Origin of the sequence: Actinomadura litoris, from assembly GCF_009733595.1 — a bacterium.
Classification (GTDB): domain Bacteria; phylum Actinomycetota; class Actinomycetes; order Streptosporangiales; family Streptosporangiaceae; genus Spirillospora; species Spirillospora litoris.
In genome coordinates this window covers 203,836-226,846 of sequence record NZ_WOFH01000008.1, presented here as the reverse complement: position 1 = coordinate 226,846, position 23,011 = coordinate 203,836, and the positions used below count along the sequence as shown (strand labels likewise).

Below are 23,011 nucleotides of genomic sequence, written 5' to 3'. Positions count from 1 at the left end.
CGCGCTCGCACCACGTGACCGTCCGGCGGGGCGTCCGCCCGCCAAACAGGAGGGACCCTTCCCATGACCGCCCCCGCCGCCGCCGTTCGGGCCGATCGCTTCGCGCGGTTGTGGATGCGAGGTGAGCTGCACAGCAGTCCCACCGACCCGGTCGGAGCCGTGGTCACCCACCTGACGGAGGAGTTCGACGCGGCGGACGTCACGTTCCGGCCGTGGAAGCCCGCCAGGGGAGCCGCCGACCGGTCCATGGCGACGACGGCGTCCTGGCGGGACCCGGACGCGGGCCTGGTGGTCGCCGCTCTGGTGGTGGGGGAGCGGGCCGGGCCGGACGAGCCGGACAGGGTGGAGTGGGGGTGCAGCGCCTACGCCGACCACGGCTGGAGCGGCGCCGCCGACTCGCCCGCCGCGACGCTCGCGCTGGCCGGCGCGGGCGTGCGCGATCCGAGCGGGGTGCCGGTGTTCGCCGGTCCGGTCATCGCCGCCGACGCCCCGAACTGGACGGAGCTGGAGACCAGCGAGATCGGGGCGAGCGAGATGCCGGGCTCCCCGCCGCTCGGCCGCCTGATCGTCATGGCCACCGCGGACGACCACGAGCGGCTGACCCGCGCGCTCGCCGATCCGGCACGCACCACCGGGGTGCTGATCACCGCCGCGCCCGGACCCGCCGGCCCCACCCCCGACGAGCTGGCCGCCACGGTCTGGCCCGGGCTGTGCACGGTGGTGGTGGCCTCCGCCCGCGCGCGCAAGTCGCTGGCCCGCAGGCTGCCCCAGCGCCCGGTCCCGGTGGGCGGCGCGCGGTGGTTCGCGCCCGCCACACGGGCCGGGGACGCGGCGCGCGACGTGGTCTTCTCCAAGGCCGCGCTGCGGCGGCCCGGCTGGTCGGAGCCGCTGTTCGCGAACTGCGCCACGGCCTGCGTCCGGCACGCCCCCACCGGCCCGGCCGCCGAGGCCGCGGCCCTCCTGGACGAGCACCCCCTGCTGCGCAGGCTCACCGCCCCCGGGGACGCGGCCGTCCCCGCGCGACCACCGGCGCTGCCCGTCCCGCGCCTGCCAGAGCCCGACCCGCCGAAGCCGGCGCCCCCGAAGCCGCCCGCGGTGCCCGAGCCGTCCGGGCAGGCGGAGCCGGCCGGCGCCAAGGCCGAACTCGCGCGGCTGCGCGAGGCCCACCAGCGGCTGTGCGAGCAGCACCGGCAACTGCGCGACAAGCACCAGCGCACGTGCACCCAGGTGGCCTCGCTCGACGAGCAACTCCAGCAGACCCGCCCGCAGCTGAACCTGCTCGCCGACCTCACCGCCGAGAACGACACCCTGCTGGCCGAGAACCAGCGCCTGTCCGCCGAGCGCGACACGGCCGTCCGCGAGCGCGGGATCCTCGCGCACCGGCTGGCCGCCCTCACCCGCGCCGGGCAGGCCGGCCCGGACGCCGCCGTCGTCACCGACACCGTCCCCGGCAGCATGCGCGAACTGCTGGCCCAGGCCGCCGACCAGTACCCGCTGCTGGACTTCACCCGGCTCGACCCCGACCCGAGCGACCGGCTCGACCACCACCCCAAGGCCGACGGCTGGCGCCGCAAACTCGCCGACGCGTTCACCTCGCTCCACCACTACGCGACCGCGAAACGCCGCTGCCTGGACAACGGCAGGCCCCCCGGCCCCGACCTCGCGACCTTCTACGCCTTCCTCACGTCCGGGCATCCGGGCGCGCTCATCAGCGCCCACATCATCGCGATGAGCGAGTCGGACATGTCCGAGCGCAACCACCGCTACCGCCAGGCCCGCACCTTCCCCGTCGACCCGAGCACCGACCCGTCCGGCCGCGCGTTCATGGGCGCCCACATCAAACTCGACACGCTGGCCCCGGCGCCCCGCGTCCATTTCCTGGACGTCCTGGCCGACCGGGCGAAGATCCACATCGGGTACGTCGGCGAGCACCTCCCCAGCGCCCGCACGAACTAGACGGTGTTCATCCGAGTCATGGCCCAGGGCACTCGCCTCCGGCGTCGTCGCCGCTCAGCAACGCGCCCACGTGGCGGGTGCGGCCACTTCGAAACGTGCTCTGCCCCCAGGGCCCCTTGATGTGGCCGTGCCGAGTCGGCTTTGTCGCCCAGCGGCATGTTCGCGCTCGGATCGTGGAGGAACGCGTAGTGGACGGGGTCGGCGTGAGAGCCGAAAGGTGGTCGTCGTGCTGCACGGCATCGACGTCTCGTCCCACAACCCCTCCTTCGAGGCCGAGGGGTTGGACTTTGTGATCGTCAAGGCGACCGAGGGTCGCTCCTACACCAACCCCCTCCGGGCCGAGCAGGCCGCGCGGGCCCGCCGCGCGGGCTGCGTGGTGGGCTTCTACCACTTCCTGCTCGGCCGCCGGGGGCTGAGCCCGGCCCGGATCACGGCGCAGGCCCGCTACTTCGTCGAGCACTGCGGTGCCGAGCGCGGGGACATCCTGGCCCTGGACTGGGAGACCGACCCGAAGGGCCGGCTCGCCACCAGCGCCCAGAAGGACAAGTTCCTGCAAGAGGTGAGCAGCCTGCGTCCCGGCCACCGGCTGGTCCTCTACGTCAACCGCGACCTGTGGACCAGGAAGAGCACCGGCGACCACAAGGCCGACGGCCTCTGGATCGCCGACTACCGCAAGGCCGGACATCCGCTCATCCACGACGAATGGCGCTTCCACCAGTACACCTCCGAACCGCTCGACAAGAACGTCGCCGACTTCGAGAACCAGGACGCGCTCAAGAAATGGGCCTCGACCGCCTAGCGTCCCCGAAGGCCGGCAATACGAAGAGCTCCGACGCCTGAGCGTCGGAGTTCTTCTTGTGAGCGCCCCATCTCGCCGACGGAGACCAAGGTCATTCGCGATGCCGATCTTTTGGCGTAGTGGTCCAGGTGTTGCGCCTCCTTCTAAGAGACCATTCCTCGCCGCTGGCCGAACCAGGTCACACGACACCTTTTATGCCCCTGGACGAGATTATGCTTCGGCTCAGGCTCCCGTGACTTGTGATCGTCGACCAGTGGATACCGAAACCTCGGAAGGCGCGATGATGAGAAGAGCCGGAGCCCGATCTTTTCTGTCCCTGGTAAGCGCAACCATCCTCGTGTGCGGCCTGTCGACCGCCGCTCGGGCCGAGGCGCCCCGTCCGCCGGACGCGCAGGGATCAGCCCTGGTCCTCAAGGCGATGCAACGCGACCTGCGCATCGACGAGGCCACCGCCCGCCGCCGCCTCGCCGCCGAGGACGCGGCGGCCAAGGCCGAGGCCGCCCTGGTCCCCGCCCTGGGGCCGGGCTACGCGGGCTCCTGGTTCGACGCGGCGTCCGGCAAGCTGATCGTCAACCTCACCGACGGCGCGCTCGCACCGCGCGTGATCAGGGGAGGCGCCGTCCCCCGAGTGCTGTCGAAGGGACACGGCCTCGCCGAGCTCCGCGCCGTCAAGGCCAAGCTGGACGCGCAGGCGAGGGCGACGCCTTCCGCGGCCTCGGGCGTGACGTCCTGGCGGGTGGATCCCGTCGCCAACCGCGTCGTCGTCACCACCATCGCGGGACGCGCCCGGGGCGCCCTGGCCAGGGCGGCGGCCGCCGAGGGCGACGCCGTGCGGTTCGAGACCACCGCCCAACCGGCCGTCTCGTCCTCCGAATGGCTGGACGGCGGGGAGGGCATCCTGTCAGGGCAGGCCATCTGCTCGGTCGGATTCAACGCCGTCCAGAGCTTCCCCGACGCTCCCGGGAGTTCCTCCCCCGTGGTCATCTCCGCAGGGCATTGCGCCAAGTCCACGACGGTGAACGGCTTCGCCAACTCCCATAACATCTCCACGCCGATGGGCCGCTGGTGGTTCTCCTCAGCGGACTACGACTGGGGTGTCATCGGCGCCATCGACACCGCTTTCTGGCATCAGGGCCCGTACATCTCCCTGCACACGGCCGCCGACAACTTCCTGCTCGTACGCGGGACCCAGGAGCGGCCGATCGGAAGCTCGATATGCAAATCGGGTTTCACCACCAACATCACCTGCGGCGTCATCCGCGCCCGCTGGGAGTCGGTGTACCTCTCCGATATCGGACGGACGATCTACAACCTGACCCGCGACACGACCTGCACCGAGAAGGGCGACTCCGGCGGCCCGCACTACACCGGCGACGGGCAGGCGCAGGGCGTCGGCAGCGCCTCGACGCTGTCCGCCGGCCACTGCCTGCAGAACATCGGCCAGGAGAACCGGAGCTGGTACGTCGAAATCAATTTCATCCAGGGCTACACCAGCACCCGCGTCATGACGTACTGATGCCGAACTGCCGCTCCGTGGGGGTCACCAGGCGATCAGGTCCAGGTCGCGGTGGACGTCGGGGAGCCGGCGGACGCGGCCGTCGTCCATGCGGAAGACGGCGCGGTCGTGGCCGGAGCTGACGAGGAGGTGCCTGCCGGTCGCGTCGAGGGTGGTCTGAAAACCCGCCGACGGCGCGGGCGCGATCTGCCGGGCCGTCATGCGGGCGAGTTCCCGGACGGACGAGGTCTCCCCGGACCCGCCACCGCTCAGGGTCAGTTCCACGATCGCGATGGAGCTGAGCGCGCTGTCGGCGCCGAAGTTCTTCTTGATGGCCGTGACGGTGCGCCCGTCCGGGGAGGGCCGGAGGGAGGACAGGTCGGTGATGCCCCTCAGGACGGGGCGGGCGCGGAGGGGGCCGGCGCCGGCCGTGCGGGTGTCGAGCTCGCTCAGGTCGGGGCCGGTGTAGTCCTCCCCGGGCCCCGCCGGAACGTTCTCGGCGAGGAAGAGGGCGCGCCCGTCCGCCGCCCAGACCGGGGACTGCGCGGACGACAGCGTGTCCGCGCCCCCCGGCGACACGCGCCATCCCCGGGTGGTGCCGGAGGCGGATTCGACGACCGCCAGGTCGTCGCCGACGCACCCGGTGGTGTTGTCGAAGGTGAGCGCGACGCGGCCGCCGTCCGCCGTGGCGGCCATCTCGTCCGCCGGGGGGCCGAACTCGCCGGGCAGCGTCGTCCTGCTCGCCACGGTTCCGTCGCGGCGCAGGGTCGCCTTCTCGATGTGGGTGCGGCAGGAGCCGGTCTCGGCGGCGAGGAAGGCGGTGCGCCGGTCGGCCGACACCGCGAGCGCGGTGTAGTGCCCGGCATCGGGCCGGATGTCGGCGATCTTGCGTCCGGTCCAGGAGTCGAAGACCCCGACGCCGCCCTTGCGCTGGGTCGCGAGGAAGTACGGGGGGCCTTCGTGCGCGCCGAGCGCGTCCGGGCCGCGCAGGACACCGCGGAGGCCGACGCTCACGGCCGCGACCGCGACCATGGCGAGGACGGCGGCGACGGGCGCGGTCCACCGCCGCGCCGGACGGCGGCGGGCGGCGGGCAGGGACAGGGGCGGCAGCGACTCGCGCGTCACCCCGCGCGTCTCGGCGGCGGCGGCGTCCTTCAGCAGCCGTTCGATGTTCACCGGGCCTCTCCCAGCATGCGTTCGAGGGCGGTGCGCCCGCGGGAGGTGTTGGTCCGGACCGTGACCCGGCTCACCCGCATGATCTGCGCGGTCTCCTCCTCGGACAGGTCGAGGACGAACCGGAGCACCAGCGTCTCACGCTGCCGGTGCGGCAGGCGGCGCAGCGCGTCGAGGATCTCCTTGCCCTGCTCCCGGTCCAGGACGCGGCTCTCCGCCGAGGCGGCGGGCGGCTCCTGGGCGCCGAGGAGGCGGCGGCTCCGGCGGCGCAGCACCGACCGGCAGTTGTTGAGCACCGACGACCTCAGGTAGGTCAGCGCCTTGCCGGTGTCCTTCAGCCGCTCCCACCGCCGGTAGAGGCCCAGGAAGGAGTCCTGGACGACGTCCTCGGCCGTCGCCCTGTCACCGACCATCACCAGGGCCAGCCTGACGAGGTCGGGGGCGTGCGCTTCGTACAACTGGGTCACCGCCCTCTCGGGAGAGTGCACCGCCAGGTCCGCGGGGCCGGAATTGAGGAGCCTCACGGGGAAGAGACGCCTCCGGGGCGTGGATGTTGCATGGGCGGCCGAACTTTTTCCCGCTGGAACAGCGACAGCGTGATGCCGCGGACACGCCAGGCACCGGCCTGCCGGAAGTGCCGCTGGAGGACATCGACCTTAGCGCGGTCTCGCGGTGCCAGGGACGGCATGCGCCAGGGCCCCTCCAGCAGCCAGACCCGGGTCGCCGCGGCGCCGGCCACCCGGCGGTCGATCTCGGCCGGGGCGAACTCGGTGCCGCCGAAGTTGCCCGCCTGCGCGGGGGTCCGCCGCAGCGTGACGTCGTGCAGCCCGCGGAACGCGTCCGGGTACGCCTCGGCGATCGAGCGCCGGTCCGCGGTGACGAAGACGATCGCGTCGCCGGGCCGCGCCTCCCGCTCGACGATCGCGGCGGCCCCGTGAAGGTCGTCCCACCAGTTCTCCGGACGGCGCTGCTCCACATGCAGCGGCGCCACCAGGACGGCCATCGCGACGAGCGGCACGACCCACGCCCGGTAGGGCAGCCGGGCGAGCCCGGCGGCGGCCAGCAGTGCCATGGCGGGGAGGCTGCCGATCACGTAGCGGCCCGTGAAGACGGGATGGAACTGCGAGGCCAGCAGCAGCACCGCCGCGGGCAGCAGCAGCCATGGCACGGCCAGCGCCTGCACGCCGATCGGGCCGCGCCGCCGCGCCGTGGCCAGTCCCACCGCCATCGCCGCCCCGAGCACGTACGCCACGATCCGGGGGCCGGTGAACGACTCCGCCAGAAAGCGCACGTCGCGCCATCCCGGACGCGTCAGCCAGTCCAGGGCGTTGCGCTGGGTCGCGGCCAGCGCGATCAGCGGGCTCACCGCGACCAGGGCCCCCGCCGAGGCGGCCGACCAGCGGCGCAGCATCGTCCTGGTGCGCCGCGTCATCAGCAGGGTCACCAGATGGGCGGGCAGGATGAGCAGCGCGAACAGATGGACCAGCCCGAGCAGCGCGATGCCCGCGCCATAGGCGGCGTACCGGCGCGGGGAGCCCCGCTCCGCGAGATCCACCAGCAGCACGGTCAGCCACACGGTGAGCGCGGCGACCAGGGAGTACGACCGGGCCTCGTGCGCGTAGTGGCTGGCGAACGGAGCCCCCGCGCAGATCACGCCGGCGACCAGCCCGGCGGCCCCGGACACGATCCTGCGGCCGAGGACGGTGACGCCCGCCGCCGTGGCCGCCAGCGCCGCGATCGAGGGGAGCCGCAGCGCGAGCTCGCCGGTCCCGAAGACCTGCACCACGCCGTGCATGAACAGGTAGTAGGCGGCGTGGACGGCGTCGATGTGCCGCGCGCACCGCAGGATGTCGGGGACCGAGCGCCGGGCGATCTCGGAGGTGATCGCCTCATCCCGCCACAGCGACAGCCGTCCGGCCCCCCACAGCCCCATCGCCAGCGCCAGCAGCGCGGGCACCGAGGGAAGGAGCCACGCCCTCCACCGCCCCGGACCTGCGTCTTCGCTGGACGAGCCTGGCCGCTCGACCGCGACGGGCAGAAGATCCAGATTTGAGTTCACACCAAGAGACGCCGAAAGCCCCGCATTGTTGCATTCCCCCGGCACCCGATTCCGGTCGGACCCGGCTGCGCCAGAACATCCACCGCGCCCCCGAAGGCGCCGACCACGCAGAGACGTGCGGCCCGCACGTGGCTGTGAAGCGCGGTGTTCAGAGGAGCGAGCTGACCACGAACCTGTACCGGCAGTGCGCGCCAGCGCGCGAGCACTTCGGGGGTCCGGGAGTCGCCCCCGGGTGGACATCCGGGCTCAACGAGCATAGGAAGGCAAGTGGGCGATACCGGGATCGAACCAGTGGCCTCTACCGTGTCAAGTAGTCCGCGATTCCGACTGACCCGCGGCTTTGTGAGATGCCGTAGGTCAGCGTAGGTCGTTGACGCTTGTTGACATCCGTTCAGGACGGGTGAGGAAACCTGCGTGCCTCCGTTTGCTCCCTGCCGCCGACGGGAGCAACGGGAGCACACATGGGGGAGTGGTAACACGCGATTCGATGGTGGTCGCAACTGGGCCGCTTGTTGACCCGGAAAAGAGCCTAGACGCCTACCCTCGGTGTTAGTGGCCACACGTTCAGCCGGACCTTGTCGGTCTAGTCTGAGGGAGCGAGGGCATGGAGCCCGTCGAGCTACCAACGGAAGCTTCCCGGCTCAAGGCGTCCGCCTCGTCGGATCTGATCGGTGAGCTGGACGCCGCGCTGCCGAGGGCGAGTGCATCGGTGGCGGCGGGCGATGGGGAGCCGGTAGGCCACCCCGTGCGAACCGGAGGCGGCGAATCTGCTGGCGGGCTTCTGCAGGCAGGACGACAATACGGTTGAGTACTGGGTTCGGCAGGGCATCACGATCACTGCGGAAGCTGCCGCTGAGGCGGGTACGACGGTGTGAGGGCGATCGTGGTCGGTTGGTGCTACGACCAGGGAGGAACCGAGAGCGGTGTCCGGCTGTCGTTCATGGACTACTCGACGCCGGGTGAGGCGCTCCGCAGCGCAGACTTCGCAGATACGCCGCCGCACTCTTCTCGATCTCGGGTGTGTCACCACCGTCGCGAAATGTAGGTTGCACACCGTCCGCTCAGGCATCTTCGCCGATGAGCGCCTGCGGGATTTACGGAGGGGACGGTCACCCCATCATTGGAGTCAGCGCCGAGTAACTCGGCGCGTCCTGCCGGCCCTGGGTGTCCCCACCTCGATCGGAGACCGTCGTGAAGAACAGTGTGTTGTGGCGAGTTGTCGACAACGACAGTGGCGCCGAGGCCATCGTCAGTACACCTGCCGAGGCGGTCGCGTTCATCAACAGCCGGTTCGACACCGATGAGTACGAGGAGCCGTTCAGCTTCACCGAGGTCGGTCCCTTCGTCCCGAAGCCGCTCGGCGTCATCACCGCGTGGGCGGCCGAACAGGACGATGGGCGCACCGATGGGCGAACCGCGCCGATCACGATCAGGCCGGTCGTGACTGACGGCGCCATCGGCAAGTGCGACGACGTCGTGCTCTGGGGCGACGTGCAGGTCACGTGGGACCACGACGTGTACACCGTCAATGGGCCGGACGGCTTCGAGTACGACGTCGCCGACAGCGCAGCCGAGCTCAACGAGATCCTCGACGAGTACGCCAGCGACTACGAGTACGTCGAACCTGAAAGGTCGGACGGCCACGCGCGACCGAGCCAGCGAGAGTTGATCCGGTACGGTGCCCAGGAGTGCGCCGGCCGGTTCGGGCACCTTGACGACGACGCTCTGCTGTGGCTCGCCGCCACCCGGATCACGCTCGCCCTGTGGCGCAACACGCCTGTCGAGAACTGGCATGCCGGCAGGAGCCCGCTGCACGACGGCACGATGATGCGGATCAACGCGGCGACGACCCGGCTCGTGCGCTCGATGCTGTCGTTCGACCATGTCGACTGGGTCGCTGTCGGTCTCGCGATCGTCGACCCGTCTCGGGTTCTGCCGACTGGACAGTCCGTGCTGGAGCTCGGGTTGGCCTGCCACAACCCTGACGACCCGGCGCACCAGGATGATCCGCGCGACGACCTCGCGGAGATGGCACAGGACGCGATCGGGTGGGGCCGTGCGTACCGCCTCCACGAGCAGGAGTTCGGCCTGCGGACCCTGATCGAGTTCTTCTGCGCGTCTGACGACGGCTGGTTCGGCGCACCTGGTTGGGGGCGCATCGTCGATCGGTTCGTTGCCGCAGTCGACGACCGGGAGCACGGGCACTGGCGCGTGCACCGGGACGAGCCTTGGTTCGACGAGTGGTTCGCCAGCCGTCCGGCCGACATTGCGGACAACGCTGAACTGCGCCGGCTCCTGCTTGCCGGGCCGGACCTGCTGTCCGAAGCAGCTGCCGAATGGTGCGTGGAAGGTGCCATCCGCTACGTCTGTTGGAACGACCACGCGAACGGCTGCAAGCGGTGCGGTGTCCCGTCGGCGACAGAGTCGTCGAATTAGCTAACCCTCCGAAATGTGAACCTTGCTGCGAATCGAGGTCGAGCGGGATGTAACGTCCTTCCCGCGTCGGCCACTGGGCCGCGCCGGCAGACCGGGCTCGCGCTGGCCGACTCGCCACCTCGCTCGGCCGGATCCGGCCTGAGGTCCTTGCGTGGTCGGCCTTTCCAGGTGAATCACGGTTAACGTGAAGACCGTCTCCATGCGGCGGATGCGAGGGGCTGGGGCCGATGCATGGGCTGTTGCGCCTGGAGGTCGTGGGGTTCGCCGGGCCGCTGCGCTGGCGATGGCGGTTGACCGAGCCCGACGGCGCCGTCATTGCCGAGCATGAGGTCGTTCTCGACGCCACTTGCTGGCAGTACGAGGCTATGTGCGATCTGCACGAGTACCTGCGCTTACGCGCCGCCCCCGACCGGCGTCTCGTGGATGAGGCGCGCATCGTGCACCTGGTCGGCAGGTGGATCGGCGCCCAGGTCTTCGGGGCCGTCGGCACGGCGCTGGTGATGCGCGCTCCCGCGGCGGTGGACGTGGTGCTCCCCGGCGCGGCCCAGGTGGTCGCGTTGTACCCGTTGGAGTCCGCCATCGTGGACGGCGCGATGCTCGCCGTGCGAGGTGTCGGGCTGGTCTTCGGAATAGGGCGGGCTTCGCGATCGGCGAAGCGGCCCATAGGTGACCGGTTGCGGATACTGGGCCTGTTCAGCGCTCCGGACGGGGCCTCCGCGTTGGACCTGCGCAAAGAACGGTACGAACTCGCGCGGCTCATGAAGCGGATGGCTGCGGCCCACGATCTGGCGTTGGAACTGAAGGTTCTCCAGTATGGAGTGACCCGGGAACTGCTCCGGGACGTGGTCGAGGACGTCGAGGGCTGGGATGTCCTTCACCTTTCCGGGCACGGCACGGCCGGCGCGGTTCTGCTGGAACGACCGGACGGCAGTCCCGACCTGGTCACGACCGGCGATCTCGTCGCGCTCCTGGAGCCGATGGCCGATCAGATGAAGCTGGTCACGCTGTCGACCTGTTCGTCGGCGGCTCCGGGGGCGGCCGAGCAGCTGCGGCTGCTCGGCCTCGACCACGGCGGCGATGAGGCGGGCGAGGCGAGCGCGGCGGGGGAGGCCGGGCCGGTGGTCGTGTCCGCGGCGGCGATGGCGTTGGCCGACCGGCTGGAGTGCGCGGTGCTGGCGATGCGCTATCCGGTCACCAGCGAATTCGCCGTCGATCTCGCCGCATCCGTGTACGAGCAGGTCATCGGCGGGGGGCGGAGCCTGCCCGGCGCCCTCGCGCGGGCACTGCCCGCTTTGGTGACGGTGCCGCCGACCGCGGGACGCCCCGCGCTGTCGGTGGCCACCCCCGCCATCTTCAGCCCGCCTGGCGCCGCCACCACCGTCCACGCGCCTTCGGGCTCCTACCATCCCGCGCATGAGGCCGCGGGGCTTCCGGAGCTGCCGGAGAGGTTCGTCGGCCGCGTGTCGGTCATGTCCGGGGCCAGTGCGGCCTTGGCGCCGCAGAGCGGTGTGCCCGGGGTCGTCCTGCATGGGATGGCCGGGGCGGGGAAGACCACCTGCGCTCTGGAACTCGCCCACACCCACGCGGACACGTTTTCCGCCTTCGTGTGGTTCACGGCCCCGGCCGAAGGTGCGGATATCTCCGACGCGCTTCCGCGTTTCGTCGCCGCGCTGGAGGCTGTGCTCCCCGATGTGCGGTTGGTCCACCTCCTGGACGAGGAGGAGCGGCTGGAGCAGGCCCTGTCGATGCTGGCTGGAATCGCCGAGCACGCGCGTGTCCTCGTCGTCGTAGACAACGCGGAATCCCTTCTCGGCGATGGCGGAGACTGGCAGGACCCGCGATGGGGACGGGTTCTGCACGCCTTCGTCGCCCGCCGGGGCCGGTCCAAGCTGATCGTCACGACCCGGCGATCCCTGCGCGGCACCGAACTCCACGTCGCGGCCGTGCACGCGCTGTCGCGTGATGAGGCCGTCCTGCTCGCTCGTGATCTCCCTCCCCTCCGTGCGCTGATGGACGGCCGAGCACCCGGGCTCTCAGCCGGGAGGGGACGCACGGCAGCGGCCCGCGTACTCACCATGGCGCAGGGGCACCCGAAGCTTCTGGAACTCGCCGCGGCTCACGCCGACGACCTGGATTCCTTGAACGCCCTGCTCGCCGATGCCGGCACCGCTTGGGAACACCGCGCCGCTCGTCTGGGTGAACTCTTCACCCACGGCGGGACGGTGTCGCCCGACGAAGGCTTCACGGCCGTTCTGACCGCGTGGACGTCGGCGATCGCCGGTCGGCTGCCCGAGCCCGAGCGGATCTTCCTCCAGTTCCTCTGCGCCCTGGAAGAAGAAGACCGGACGAACGGCCTCCTTTTCGGCGTTCTGCCCTACGCCTGGCCGGCGACATGGCGCCGGGTCGATCTCCCCGGCCAGGCCCCCGACTCGGACGCGCTCCTCCGCTCCCTGGCCCGCCGCGCCCTGATCGCCATTACCGAGAACCCCGCCAACGGGAAGGTGGCCGTCGCGCGCGTGCACCCGCTCATCGCCGCCACCATCGTCCAACAGAGCCCACCAGGCTTGCGGGCCGCCGCGGACACCGAGGCGGCGGACTACTGGAGCAGCCTCTACCGGGCCTCACAAAGCGAGCGACTGGACGAGGAGAACAATCGCGTCGCGTTCGTCGCCGCCGCCTGCGCGCTGCCCTACCTCATGCGCACCGGCCGGTTGGACGATGCGCGGTTCCTGCTGGCCGTCATCATGAACCTCAACCCCACACCCGCCATGGTCGCCACTCTGCTGCCCTTCGCCCGCCGCCTGGTCACCGCCACCGCGGGCACCGACGATCAACTGCTCGCCCGTCACTCGCTGACCAGAGTGGTCACGCACATCGACCCGCCGGCGGCCCTCACCGAACTCGAACGGCTCCTGGCCGACGCCGTGTCCGCGGGGCGAGACGACCTCGCCTACATCGTGGCCGGGGATCTGGGGCGAGGACAGCACAGGGCCGGCCGCCTGGCCGAGGCACTTCGCGTCTATGCCGAGCTTCCCGAATACGCGCGCCGAGCCGGCCGCGGACCACAGGTGCAGCTCTCCATCGAGATCGAGACGCTCCAGATCACCGCCGCGCAGGGACGGTACGAGCAGGTCCTCACCGATGTCGAAGGGCTCCTCGCCCGGGTCGGCGCTCAGCAGTCCACCGGCGGAGAGTCCGAAGCCCTCTGGCGCGATCGCGTGAAACTCCTGGGCATCGGCTTCAAGGCCGCCAACGCCTCCAGCGACTGGGAACGAGCTCTCAGCTACTCAGACCGCTTGATCGACAACTTCGGTGAGCACAAAGCGCTACCCTACGAGCTGACAGATCATCGGACGGACCGGTACTTTCCGCTCATGCGGCTCGGTCGTACCGACGAGGCCCTGGCCCTCTTGCGGGATGGCCGCGAGTTCTACGAAAACCATGGTGACCTGCGCAAGCTCGGTGCCGTGCTCGCCTCCTTGGCAGCGGTCGAAAAAGCACGCGGCCATATCGACACCGCCCTGCTCCTCTGCGGCGACGCCCTTCGCACCCAGTATCCCTACAACGACGCTCCCGCCATTGCCGTCACGCATCACAACTACGGCCTCATCCTCACACAGGCGCGTGACCTGCCCGCGGCTGCCGCTCACCACCTCGCCGCAACCATTCTCCACGACCTCATGGGCAGTGGATTCCTCGACGCCTCAATTCGCGGCATGGCGGGCAACCTGGTCTCGGGGCTCGCGGCCCTCCCCGCAACACCGACCGACCTCGTCGAGGCGACCGGCCGGACCGAAGGCGTCCATCTTGACCGCATCGTCGCCACCCTCACCTCCAATCCCGCCGCGTTCGAGGCGGCCTTCCGCAGAGCCGTGAAGGCGGCTCGTGACCTCGCCGCCGAGCACCACGACTGCGACCACCCTGAGCACCAGCCCGGTCCGGCGGGCACCTGCCGCTCATGATTCGGTGCCGGGTCCGATATTTCTCCCTTTCCCCTACCGAAAAAGCAGTTACCGTAGAGCTATGAGCGACGCGGAGCCAGGGCCGGAGCCAGGCGAGATCCGGTTCCGTGACGACGGCACCCTGGAGGCTTTCGACGGCACCGCGTGGGCGCCGTACCGGCCGCCCGAGGACGACGGGCTCGCGGCGATGCCGATCTTCAAGCACGCCGCTCCGGGCGCGCAGCACGAACGGTGACCCTTCCGACGCCGCCACCCGAGTTCAGGCCGGCAACCTCCGGCCCACCGGCGCCCCTGGACTCCGTCCAGGACATGCGGGCGACCGCGAAATGGATCCTGGCCGCCTCGGCGGCGGTCGGCGCGGCCCTCCTCGGCGGCGGGCCGCTCACGGCGGCGGGCAAAGTCCACGGTTTCGCAGACGCGGCCCTCGCCTACACGGGGCTGGTCATCGGGCTGCTCGGGGTGGGCTGGGCGATCTGGCACACTGCTGACGCACTGATCCCGCCCCTCACCCTCCCCTCGTCCCTGGACCAAGAGCCGCAGCTGAAAGGTCTGAGAGAACGCATCGCCCGCGAGCCCGGGGCCTTCTACGGCCCCTATGGGACGAGCGTGGCCGACCTGCGCACCGCGCTGGCCTTCCACCGGACCGTCGCGGCGAACCTCGCCGCCGCGCTGGCCACCGAACAGGACCCCGCCCGGCGGGAGGTCATCAGCGCCAAGATCGAGCAGGCCCGCACCGCCGTCGAGATGATCCAGCAGCGATCGAGGGGGGTCATGGAGCTGACGCACGCTTGGCACGTGCGTGCGCAACTGCGGCGGGCCCGGTTCCACACCATGCTCGGTGCGGCCGTCACCGCGCTCGGCGCAGTCGTCTTCCTCGCCGCCACCGGCGACGCCCCGGCCCACGGCCCGAAACCGGCCGGAGGCGCCGCACCCTTGGTTACACGCGCTCACCTGGCGTCCAACGCCCCCGCGTCGAAGCCCGTCCGGGCCGTGAGCGCCGTTCAGGTCAGCGTGAGCCATAGATGAAGAAGAAGCCCAGCCCCTTGGTCGTTTCCCGCACGGGCGATGTGCCGCGCGTGCGGAGGTCCCGGGCACGTTGCGGGACGCGCTGTTCATCCTGGACGCCATCCTCACCGTCGACGGCGCCCCACCCCCAAGACCGTCATGACCGACACTGCGCTTTCGATACGGCTAGCGCCGCATGGGTCGAACACAGCCTCTTACCGCCGTCTATCGTTGTGCGACGGTTCGCCCTGCGACGTGTCGGCTATGTCAATCGGTCGTGCTGGCGTGCGCGGCGATGATTCGCCAGCCGTGGGTATCGTCGTGCAGCCAGGTACGGGTGTAGCGCATCCTGGCCGCGAACGGCGCCCCGGAGAGGGTCCCTTCGACGGTGCCGAGAAACCACGTCACGCCGGTGCGCCCATCGGCGAGCACGGTCAACTCCTCCTCGGCCACCCTCGTCACCACCTGCGCCCGAGTACGGTGCAGCTCCAAATCGTCCGCCTTGGTGTGGACGTTCGCGCCGAAGGTAAAGATCAGCCGATCATCCAGCAGCCGATCCAGCGCCTCGACATCACCAGCGAGCTGCGCGGTCTGAAGTCGGCGCTCGGCGTCCCGCAAATCCTCCATGGGACGCATCCTCCCAGCCGGCGCCGTATCCGCGTCGGGATGTTCACGCTCGGCTGATCTTCGCAGCCCGATCCCGGGACTCCGATCGCCGGTGAGTGGGAGTCGAGTTCAGGAGGTTCCCGACACTCCGCCGACCTGCGCGGGGCGGCGGGGTGTGTAGGCCTCTGGGCAGGTGACCGGCAGGGAGTGCCGATTGGTCGCCTACCGATTAGGAACAGGTCCAGCGAGCGGATGGCCGAAGCCTGCGTCGGGCGATGTCCGCCCCGGGCCCGCGACGGGGGCTTCAGCGGGTCCGGGGCAGGGTCTACGGTGTGGCGGCGACGGCTACTTGAAGGTGTGGACGGTTGCGGGCCGCCCAGTCCGTGAAGGCGTTCGCAGGACGGCCGAGGAGTTTCTCGATGTCGGGGCTGACCCGCTGCTCCTCGGGGCGTGGCTCGGCCAGGATGTCGAGGGTGCCGTCGATGACAGGCTCGGGCATGAACAGCGCCATGTGCTCGCGCGCCTGTTCGCGAGTCAGCTCCACGAACCGCACCTTCTCGCCGAGTGCCGCGGCCTGGCAGCGCGGTGTGATGGCGGTCGGGCCGGTCAGCTCATACGTCTGCCCGGCGTGGCCCTCGTCGCGCAGCGCCATCGCGGCTGCCTCGGCGATGTCCGCCGGGTCCACGACCGGCAGTGCCACGGAGCCGAAGGGGGCGACCACCGTCCGCTGCCGGCGGACGCTCTCCGCCCAGGCGTGGGCATTGGAGGCGAAGCCGCCCGCCCGCAGGATCGTCCAGTCAAGGCCGGAGGACCGTACGGCCTCCTCGAACTCCCGCAGCCGAGCGTATGAGGGGGCGTCCGGGCGGGTGGCGTTGATCTGGGAGAAGAGCAGCACCACGCGGCGCACACCGTCCGCCCCCGCCACGTCGAGCACCTCGGTCGCGGGCGCGCCGCCGCCGAGCAGATCGCCGGCCAGTAAAAGGAACAGGGCGTCCGCGCCTTCCGCGGCGGAGCACAGGGCTCGATGATGCGATAGTCGATGGGCGGCCCGCCGAAATGACCGATGGGTGTGGTTTCGATTTCGCCCAATTCATCGAGCAGCCCGCGCTGGCCGAACTCCTCGATCGTGCGAGCCGAAAAACCGAGGGCCCGGGACCGCTGCATGGGCTCGGTCAGCTTGTCGACAACGACTACCGACAATCCAGCCAGCCGGAGTCCAGGCCGCCAGCCCCTCGACGCCCTCGTGCCGGGCCATCGGGAACTCGACACGGGTCTCCTCGGTGAACAGTGCGCGCCCAGGCGTCATCGAGTTTCTCGTCGTCAAGGTCTAAATGGTCCGGGCCGGCACCCCTTCGCCCCCGCGATGTGGTCAGGCGGCCGGCACCCGCTCCTCGACCTGTGCCGGCGTCCGGGACGGGCATGCGCGGGGACCACTGCGACGCTCGGCCAACCCGTCCCAGCCCTGGCCGCGGTACCGGCGCACTCACCGATGCGCACACTGACGCGACACCCCGAGTTCGGCGGCCACCAGCGCGACCGGACGCCGGTCGAACACGACACGGCGAACCAGCAGGCATCTGCCATGAGACGCCAGTCGGGCGTTAGCGTGCCCATCGAAGACCTCCGGTGCCGGTGAAGCGAGCAACTCCACTACGCCCGGAGGTCTTCTTACTGATCAAACACCTACCGGTCAGGTGTTACCAAGATCATGGCCAAGTACATCTAGCGCTCGGGACGTCGGTTGAGTGCTCAGGAGTGGTCGTGGCGGGCGGCGGTGTCGGCGCTGATGTCCAGGACGGCGGTGACGGCTGCCAGGGCGGCGCGTGCGTTGGCGATCAACGGGAGCGCGGCGGTGGCGTATCCGGCGATCGGGCCGGTTGTCCTCTACCGCTGAACCGCGCCTGCTTGCCGGAGCCCGGGCAGGTGATCCCCGTCCGGACTCCGGGTTTCGGCGTGGCAGTCTGCCCGGCGGACCCTCTCTGCGGTCGCCGGCAGGTCCGCCGAACCGCTGGCTGACGCCTGGAAGCCGGGGCCGGTCGGGCACCGGCGGCGGGCTCGGGGGTCGACGCCGCGTTGACCAGCGCCGAGATATTTCCTACTTTTTGAATAGATATTATCGGATAGCGTTCCACCGTCCACGGGGCACGACCAAGGGAGGGCCATTCAGTGGGAACATCGAAGCACGCGGCATCCGCGGCCGTGCTGGCCGGCGCCTCGGGCGACGGGTCCGGCACGCCGAAGGACGGGGGAACGCTCACCTTCGCCGTCGGCTCCGACACGGGCTGCGTCGACCCGCGGCAGGTGGGCAGCAATGACGCCATCCCCCGCCTCGGCCCGCTCGTCACCCTGGGCATCGGGTACCTGAGCGGGACGCGGGGATGACGGTCGTTGACGAGCGGCGCCCGAGGGCGTCGGCCGAGCACCTCGTCAAGGAGTTCCCGCTCCCGCGCACCGGCGGGGGCGCCCCGCGGTCCGTCCGCGCGGTGAACGACGTCAGCCGCGCCGTCCAACGGGGACGGACCCTCGGCCTGGTCGGCGAATCGGGATCGGGAAAGTCGACGACGGCCCGCCTGCTGCTGCGGCTCGTCCAGCCGACGTCGGGACGGATCGTCGCCGACGGCCAGGACGTCACCGCCGTGAAGGGCGCGGCGCCGCGTGCGTTCCGGCGTCGCGCCCAGCTCGTGCACCAGAACCCGTACGCCTCGCTCGACCCCCGGTTCTCGATCGCGGAGATCATCACCGAGCCGTCGCGCGCGTTCCGGGTCGGTGACCGTGCCGCGCGGGCGAGGGAGCTGCTCGACCGCGTGGCGCTCCCGTCCGCCGTGCTGGGCCGCAGGCCCGCCGAGCCGTCGGGCGGCCGGCGGCAGCGGGTCGCGATCGCCCGCGCCCTCGCGCTCGAACCCGACCCGGTGGTGTGCGACGAGCCGGTCTCCGCCCTGGACGTGTCGGTGCAGGCCCCGGTCCTGGAACTGCTCGCGGAACCACAGGCCCGCAGGGGCGTCGCGTACCTGTTCATCTCCCACGATCTGGCCGTCGTCCGGCAGATCGCGCACACGGTCGTGGTCATGATGGACGGGCGGGCCGTGGAGCAGGGGCCGGTCGCCGACATCTTCGGCAGCCCGTCCCACGACTACACGCGTGAACTGCTCGCCGCCATTCCGGGGCGGCGGGCACAGGCAACGGAGGATTCGTGATGACCGTTCACAGCACGGCGTCCGCCGAGACCGAGGCGTTCGCCGAACAGTGGCGCGCATGGCACGCCGCCCACGAGGAACAGCTGGCCGACGAGCACGGCTTTCTCGCCATCACCGGCCTGCACTGGCTGGACGCCGAGCCGCAGACCTTCACCGATGGACCCGGCTCCTGGACCACCGGCCCTGGCGGCCCCGTCGTCGTCTTGGACGAAGGGGAGGAACTCGTCGTGGACGGCGAGACCGTGCGCGGCGCACATCACTTCGGCGTCATCCCGGAACGCGGCGGCGTGTTCGCTCGCTGGGGCGACGCGGTGATCGAGGTGGCCAGGCGCGGCGGGTACGACGTCGTCCGTCCCCGCCATCCAGGCAACCCGCTGCGTACGTCCTTCCGCGGCACGCCCGCCTACGAGCCGGATCCGCGCTGGGCGGTGACCGGGCGCTACGTCCCGTTCGACGTGCCGCGCCCCACCACGGTCGGCGCCGTCGTGGACGGCATCGAACACGTCTACGACGCCCCCGGCAGCGTCCGGTTCGAGCTGGACGGGTACGAGCTGAGCCTCACCGTCTTCCCCGGTCACGAGCCCGGCAGCCTGACCGTGCTGTTCACCGACGCGACGTCCGGCGTCACCACCTACGCCGCGAACCGGTCCCTGCGCCTGTCCCCGGGCCCGGACGGCGTGGTCACGCTCGACTTCAACCGCGCCACCAACCTGCCCTGCGCCTACACCGACCTCGCCACCTGCCCGCTGCCGCCGCCGGAGAACCGGCTGCCGGTGGCCGTGGAGGCGGGCGAGAAGATCCCGTACGAGCGCGCCTGACATGCCGATCTCCTCGCTGTCCTTCCTGACGCCCGGCAACTACCCCGACGACGACCCCTACTCCGGGCTGGAGGCGACGCTCCGGCTCTTCGAGTACGGCGAGGCCGAGGGCTACGACGGCGCGTGGATCCGGCAGCGGCACCTGGAGCACGGCGTCTCGTCCGCCGCCGTGTTCCTGTCCGCCGCCACGCAGCGCACCCACCGAATCGAGCTCGGTACCGGCGTCATCCCGATCGGCTACGAGAACCCGTTCCGCCTCGCCGAAGACCTGGCGACCGTGGACGTCCTGTCGCGGGGACGGCTCCAGGCCGGGTTCAGCACCGGGATGCCGCACGCCGCGCTGCTCGCGGACCTCGTCCACGACGGTGACTGGCGCGAGTACGACCTGTCCTACGGGCGCATCGGCAGGGTCCTGGAGAACCTGCGCGGCGAGTACCTCGGCGGGCCCGACACCGTCATCCGCTCCCCGGGCGCCGTGCAGCGCCCTCGGCTCCAGCCGCACAGCCCCGGCCTCCTCGACCGCTCCTGGCTGGGCGGCACCAGCCCGCGCTCGGTCCGCTGGGCGGCGCGGAACGGGCTGAACCTGCTGACCGGCAACATCGTCCAGGGCGAAGGCCCCGACGCTCATGCCGACCAGCAGCGCGAGCAGATCGCCCTGTACCGGGATCTGCTGCCGCCCGGACGTCCCGGCAGGGTCGCGCTCGGCAGGGTGATCGTCCCGTTCGACGGCGCGGCCGCGGCGACCCGCCGGCGCTACCGCGAGTACGAGGCGAGCAGGCACGAGCGCACGCTCACCGTCCACGGCGAGCAGCGCGTCCGTTTCGCTCCCGACCTCGTCGGCCCGTCTGAGGAGATCGTCGACCGGCTGCGCGCCGACATCGCCGCGGCCGAGGTGACCGAGCTGCGCCTTGAACTGCCCTACGAGTTCAGCGAGCACGACTACCGCCAGATCCTGCACGACGCCCGCGCCCTGGTGGCCCCCGCCCTGGGGTGGCGCCCCGCAACGGTCCCGATCGCGGACTGACTCGTGGAAGGGTCTGTTCGTCGTTGACGAACGCCAGCCGCACGTGCGGCGTGACCCTGTCCGGTACGGGGTGACCATCCGTCCGCTGAGCGGGTCCGGACCGTGACCAATTCGCGGGCGGCCCCGGACGCCGGCCGGTACCGGTTTCCCATATCAGGAGTCCGCTGGTCCCCTATCAGAACAGTGTTCTCGCTTTCGTTTCATACCCTCCTGTGCGCGTCCTCGCGGGCGGTTCGGCCTCATGGGCTGGGGACGTCTATTCGGCGATCGTCGTGCGCATGGTCCATTCGAAGACGGTGTCGCTCGCGCCGTCCTTCGCGTCGACCAGCTCGTAGTGTTCGTAACCGCCGTGGCGCGGGACCTTGACCTTGCGTTCGCGCACCGTCGTGAGGGGGACGCGTGCGCGTTCCGGGGCTTCCAGCGGGCCGCCGACGAGGGTGACCTCGACCGTGTCGCCGACGGAGGCGTCGCTTCGGGCGCTGGGCATCGGACCTCCTGGTTGCGGGACGGATTCACAGGGGGATGTCGCGGCTCGGGACGTCGGCCGCCGCGAGCCGTCCGTACTGACCCCGGTGGTACAAGCGGGCCGCGGCGTCGTGGGTGCCGAGGCGGTGGACGGGGGCCACGGCAGGGCACGACACGACCCGTTCAGGGGCCTGATACCGTTGGCCGCCATCGTCGTCCTCCGCGGGGGTCGTCAGCGGTAGCCTTCCGCCATGGTCGGCCGGAGAGCTAAAGACGGCCTTAGGGCGGCCGGTGGCGGCCATCCGTAGCATTGCTTATGTTTGATTTACGTATTTTCTCTGACGAAAGTCTCCCTCCCCCCTGTAATCCTGGTGCTCCGATTCGGTGGTCCGGTGTCGCCGGATGTGGGCTCGTCCTACGGAGGAGACTTGCGATACGAGGTGCTTGGCTCTCTTTCTGTGACCGACGGCGGGAAGAGTCTGGCGGTCACCGCTCCCAAGATGGAGGTCGTCCTGGCGGCGCTCCTCATCCGGGCGGACCAGGTGGTGTCGGTCGATCAGCTCGTCACCGAGATGTGGGGCGGCTCCCGGCCGCGGCGCGCCACCGCGGCGTTGTACGTGTACGTGTCCCAGTTGCGCAAGCTGCTGACCGGGCGGACGGGTACCGCGGGTCCCATCGTCACCCGCACCCCGGGTTACGTTCTGCGCACCGGGTCGGACGAGCTGGATCTGCACGAGTTCCAGCGCCTCGTCCGCGAAGGCCGCCAGCACATGCGGCGGGACGAGTACGAGCTCGCGAGCAGGGCGTTCGAGTCCGCCCTCGGCCTGTGGCGGGGGCCGGCGCTGAGCGAGCTGCGGGAGGGGCCGATCATCAATGGGTTCGCGATATGGCTGGACGAGGTGCGGTTGGAGTGCCACGAGATGCTCGTGGAGACGAACCTGCGGCTGGGCCGCCACCGTGAGATGGTCAGCCTGCTGCACGAGCTCATCCAGGACCATCCCCTGCACGAGGCGTTCTACCGGCAGCTCATGCTCGCGCTGTACCGGTCCGAGCGCCGGGCCGACGCGCTGGCGGTGTATCAGTCCGCCCGCGCCGCCCTGAACAAGGAACTGGGCCTGGAGCCCGGTAGGCACCTGCGCGAGATGCAACGGTCCGTTCTGGCGGCGGCCGACGTCCTCGACGTCCGGCCCGCCGTATGAGCGGTGCCGGGGAGCTGTGGCTGCGGCGCTACCATCCCGCGCCGGAGGCGCGGGTGCGGCTCGCGTGCCTCCCCCACGCGGGGGGCTCCGCGAGCGGCTACCACGCGCTGTCCGCGTGGCTCGCGCCCGAGGTCGAGGTGCTCGCCGTGCAGTACCCGGGGCGCCAGGACCGGCGCCGGGAGCCGCCCGTCACCGACATCGCCACCCTGGCCGGGCACGTCGCCGAGGCGCTGGGCGGCGAGCCGGCGGACCGCCCGCTCGCCCTGTTCGGGCACAGCATGGGGGCGACCGTCGCCTACGAGGTCGCCCGGCTCCTGGAGCACCGGTCGGGGACCCGGCCGCACACGCTGTTCGTGTCCGGGCGGCGGGCGCCCTCGCGGGTGCGTCCGGAGAACGTGCACGCCGGGGACGACGAGCGTGTGCTGGCCGAGCTGGAGCGGCTGAGCGGCACCGACTCCCGGCTGCTGCGGGACCCGGAGCTGCGCGAGCTCATCCTGCCGGTGGTGCGCGCGGACTACACCGCGATCGAGCGGTACCGCCGCCCGCCCGGCCCCGAACCGGGCTGCCCGATCGTGGTCCTGGTCGGCGACGCCGATCCGCTGACGACGATCGAGGAGGCCCGCGCCTGGGCCGCCCATTCGGCGATCCCCGTGGACGTGCGGGTCTTCCCCGGCGGCCACTTCTACCTTGAGGACCATCTGGACGCGGTCGCCGAGGTGCTGACCGGGTACCTGACCGCGCCCGCCGGGCCGCCGCGCCCGCGTGCGGGCCCCACGTCGCGCCCTTGACGGCTCCACGAGCCCGGCGGCGTTCGCATCCG

General features: G+C 71.0%; 19 protein-coding genes and 1 pseudogene. 13 read left to right on the top strand and 7 right to left on the bottom strand.

Translation table 11 applies throughout. The features are described from left to right. Nucleotides 1-63 precede the first annotated feature (63 nt). From GNZ18_RS23205 to GNZ18_RS23195, 3 genes are all read left to right on the top strand, one after another. Nucleotides 64-1,956 (top strand): hypothetical protein, encoded by a 1,893-nt coding sequence (locus tag GNZ18_RS23205; RefSeq protein WP_156218641.1) that lies wholly within the window; start codon nucleotides 64-66, stop codon nucleotides 1,954-1,956. 226 nt (nucleotides 1,957-2,182) lie between these two features. Continuing rightward, entirely contained in the window at nucleotides 2,183-2,755 is a 573-nt protein-coding gene (locus GNZ18_RS23200) for a glycoside hydrolase family 25 protein (protein WP_216651419.1), read from the top strand. Between the two features lie 418 nt (nucleotides 2,756-3,173). After that, complete coding sequence (locus GNZ18_RS23195) at nucleotides 3,174-4,271, top strand: S1 family peptidase (RefSeq protein WP_173390863.1); 1,098 nt, start codon at nucleotides 3,174-3,176, stop codon at nucleotides 4,269-4,271. Nucleotides 4,272-4,295: 24 nt separating this feature from the next. On the opposite strand, the gene GNZ18_RS23190 is transcribed toward GNZ18_RS23195, so the two are convergent. The 3 genes from GNZ18_RS23190 to GNZ18_RS23180 are packed head-to-tail and all read right to left on the bottom strand — an operon-like array spanning nucleotide 4,296 to nucleotide 7,380. Further along, complete coding sequence (locus tag GNZ18_RS23190; protein WP_156218639.1) at nucleotides 4,296-5,426, bottom strand: hypothetical protein; 1,131 nt, start codon at nucleotides 5,424-5,426, stop codon at nucleotides 4,296-4,298. Further along, the gene (locus tag GNZ18_RS23185) at nucleotides 5,423-5,890 is read right to left on the bottom strand and encodes an RNA polymerase sigma factor (protein ID WP_214619864.1); all 468 of its coding nucleotides are present in this window, start codon (nucleotides 5,888-5,890) and stop codon (nucleotides 5,423-5,425) included. Before GNZ18_RS23185 ends, GNZ18_RS23190 begins: the two co-directional genes overlap by 4 nt. A 53-nt stretch (nucleotides 5,891-5,943) precedes the next feature. Then, entirely contained in the window at nucleotides 5,944-7,380 is a 1,437-nt protein-coding gene (locus tag GNZ18_RS23180) for a glycosyltransferase family 39 protein (RefSeq protein WP_156218638.1), read from the bottom strand. Between the two features lie 1,293 nt (nucleotides 7,381-8,673). Between GNZ18_RS23180 and GNZ18_RS23175 the strand changes: the two genes are divergently transcribed. The 4 genes from GNZ18_RS23175 (at nucleotide 8,674) to GNZ18_RS23160 (ending at nucleotide 14,906) form a co-directional block, all read left to right on the top strand. Continuing rightward, nucleotides 8,674-9,918 (top strand): hypothetical protein, encoded by a 1,245-nt coding sequence (locus GNZ18_RS23175; RefSeq protein WP_312874687.1) that lies wholly within the window; start codon nucleotides 8,674-8,676, stop codon nucleotides 9,916-9,918. A 227-nt stretch (nucleotides 9,919-10,145) separates the two neighbouring features. Next, nucleotides 10,146-13,880: a CHAT domain-containing protein gene (locus GNZ18_RS23170; protein WP_156218637.1), complete on the top strand. Its 3,735-nt coding sequence runs from the start codon at nucleotides 10,146-10,148 to the stop codon at nucleotides 13,878-13,880. A 61-nt stretch (nucleotides 13,881-13,941) separates the two neighbouring features. Then, nucleotides 13,942-14,115 (top strand): hypothetical protein, encoded by a 174-nt coding sequence (locus GNZ18_RS23165; RefSeq protein ID WP_156218636.1) that lies wholly within the window; start codon nucleotides 13,942-13,944, stop codon nucleotides 14,113-14,115. A gap of 74 nt (nucleotides 14,116-14,189) precedes the next feature. Then, complete coding sequence (locus tag GNZ18_RS23160; RefSeq protein ID WP_156218635.1) at nucleotides 14,190-14,906, top strand: hypothetical protein; 717 nt, start codon at nucleotides 14,190-14,192, stop codon at nucleotides 14,904-14,906. Nucleotides 14,907-15,152: 246 nt separating this feature from the next. Here GNZ18_RS23160 and GNZ18_RS23155 read toward each other — a convergent pair whose 3' ends face one another. The 3 genes and pseudogenes from GNZ18_RS23155 to GNZ18_RS23140 form a co-directional block, all read right to left on the bottom strand. Continuing rightward, a complete protein-coding gene (locus GNZ18_RS23155; RefSeq protein WP_156218634.1) occupies nucleotides 15,153-15,512 on the bottom strand; it encodes a nuclear transport factor 2 family protein in 360 nt (119 codons plus the stop codon). Nucleotides 15,513-15,816: 304 nt separating this feature from the next. Then, nucleotides 15,817-16,467, bottom strand: a complete 651-nt coding sequence (locus GNZ18_RS23150) for an NAD(P)H-binding protein (protein ID WP_246250260.1) — start codon at nucleotides 16,465-16,467, stop codon at nucleotides 15,817-15,819. A gap of 405 nt (nucleotides 16,468-16,872) precedes the next feature. Further along, nucleotides 16,873-17,136: pseudogene (locus GNZ18_RS23140) on the bottom strand (leucine zipper domain-containing protein); the annotation flags it as partial. 521 nt (nucleotides 17,137-17,657) lie between these two features. Between GNZ18_RS23140 and GNZ18_RS23135 the strand changes: the two are divergent. The 4 genes from GNZ18_RS23135 to GNZ18_RS23120 are packed head-to-tail and all read left to right on the top strand — an operon-like array spanning nucleotide 17,658 to nucleotide 20,527. After that, nucleotides 17,658-17,873 (top strand): hypothetical protein, encoded by a 216-nt coding sequence (locus GNZ18_RS23135; protein WP_156218632.1) that lies wholly within the window; start codon nucleotides 17,658-17,660, stop codon nucleotides 17,871-17,873. After that, on the top strand, nucleotides 17,870-18,685 hold the full coding sequence (locus tag GNZ18_RS23130) for an ATP-binding cassette domain-containing protein (protein WP_156218631.1): 816 nt from the start codon (nucleotides 17,870-17,872) through the stop codon (nucleotides 18,683-18,685). Before GNZ18_RS23135 ends, GNZ18_RS23130 begins: the two co-directional genes overlap by 4 nt. Then, nucleotides 18,685-19,503, top strand: coding sequence for a DUF1684 domain-containing protein (locus tag GNZ18_RS23125; RefSeq protein ID WP_156218630.1), 819 nt, complete (start codon nucleotides 18,685-18,687; stop codon nucleotides 19,501-19,503). Before GNZ18_RS23130 ends, GNZ18_RS23125 begins: the two co-directional genes overlap by 1 nt. Nucleotide 19,504: 1 nt before the next feature. Beyond that, nucleotides 19,505-20,527, top strand: a complete 1,023-nt coding sequence (locus tag GNZ18_RS23120) for an LLM class flavin-dependent oxidoreductase (protein WP_156218629.1) — start codon at nucleotides 19,505-19,507, stop codon at nucleotides 20,525-20,527. Between the two features lie 256 nt (nucleotides 20,528-20,783). Here the strand turns inward: GNZ18_RS23120 and GNZ18_RS23115 are convergent, their stop codons facing one another. Beyond that, on the bottom strand, nucleotides 20,784-21,014 hold the full coding sequence (locus GNZ18_RS23115; protein ID WP_156218628.1) for a DUF5988 family protein: 231 nt from the start codon (nucleotides 21,012-21,014) through the stop codon (nucleotides 20,784-20,786). A gap of 436 nt (nucleotides 21,015-21,450) precedes the next feature. Here GNZ18_RS23115 and GNZ18_RS23110 point away from each other — a divergent pair, with 436 nt between their 5' ends. Beyond that, nucleotides 21,451-22,191, top strand: coding sequence for an AfsR/SARP family transcriptional regulator (locus GNZ18_RS23110; protein WP_214619852.1), 741 nt, complete (start codon nucleotides 21,451-21,453; stop codon nucleotides 22,189-22,191). Continuing rightward, a complete protein-coding gene (locus GNZ18_RS23105; protein WP_156218626.1) occupies nucleotides 22,188-22,979 on the top strand; it encodes a thioesterase II family protein in 792 nt (263 codons plus the stop codon). The genes GNZ18_RS23110 and GNZ18_RS23105 overlap by 4 nt, the downstream gene beginning before the upstream one ends. Nucleotides 22,980-23,011: the final 32 nt, after the last annotated feature.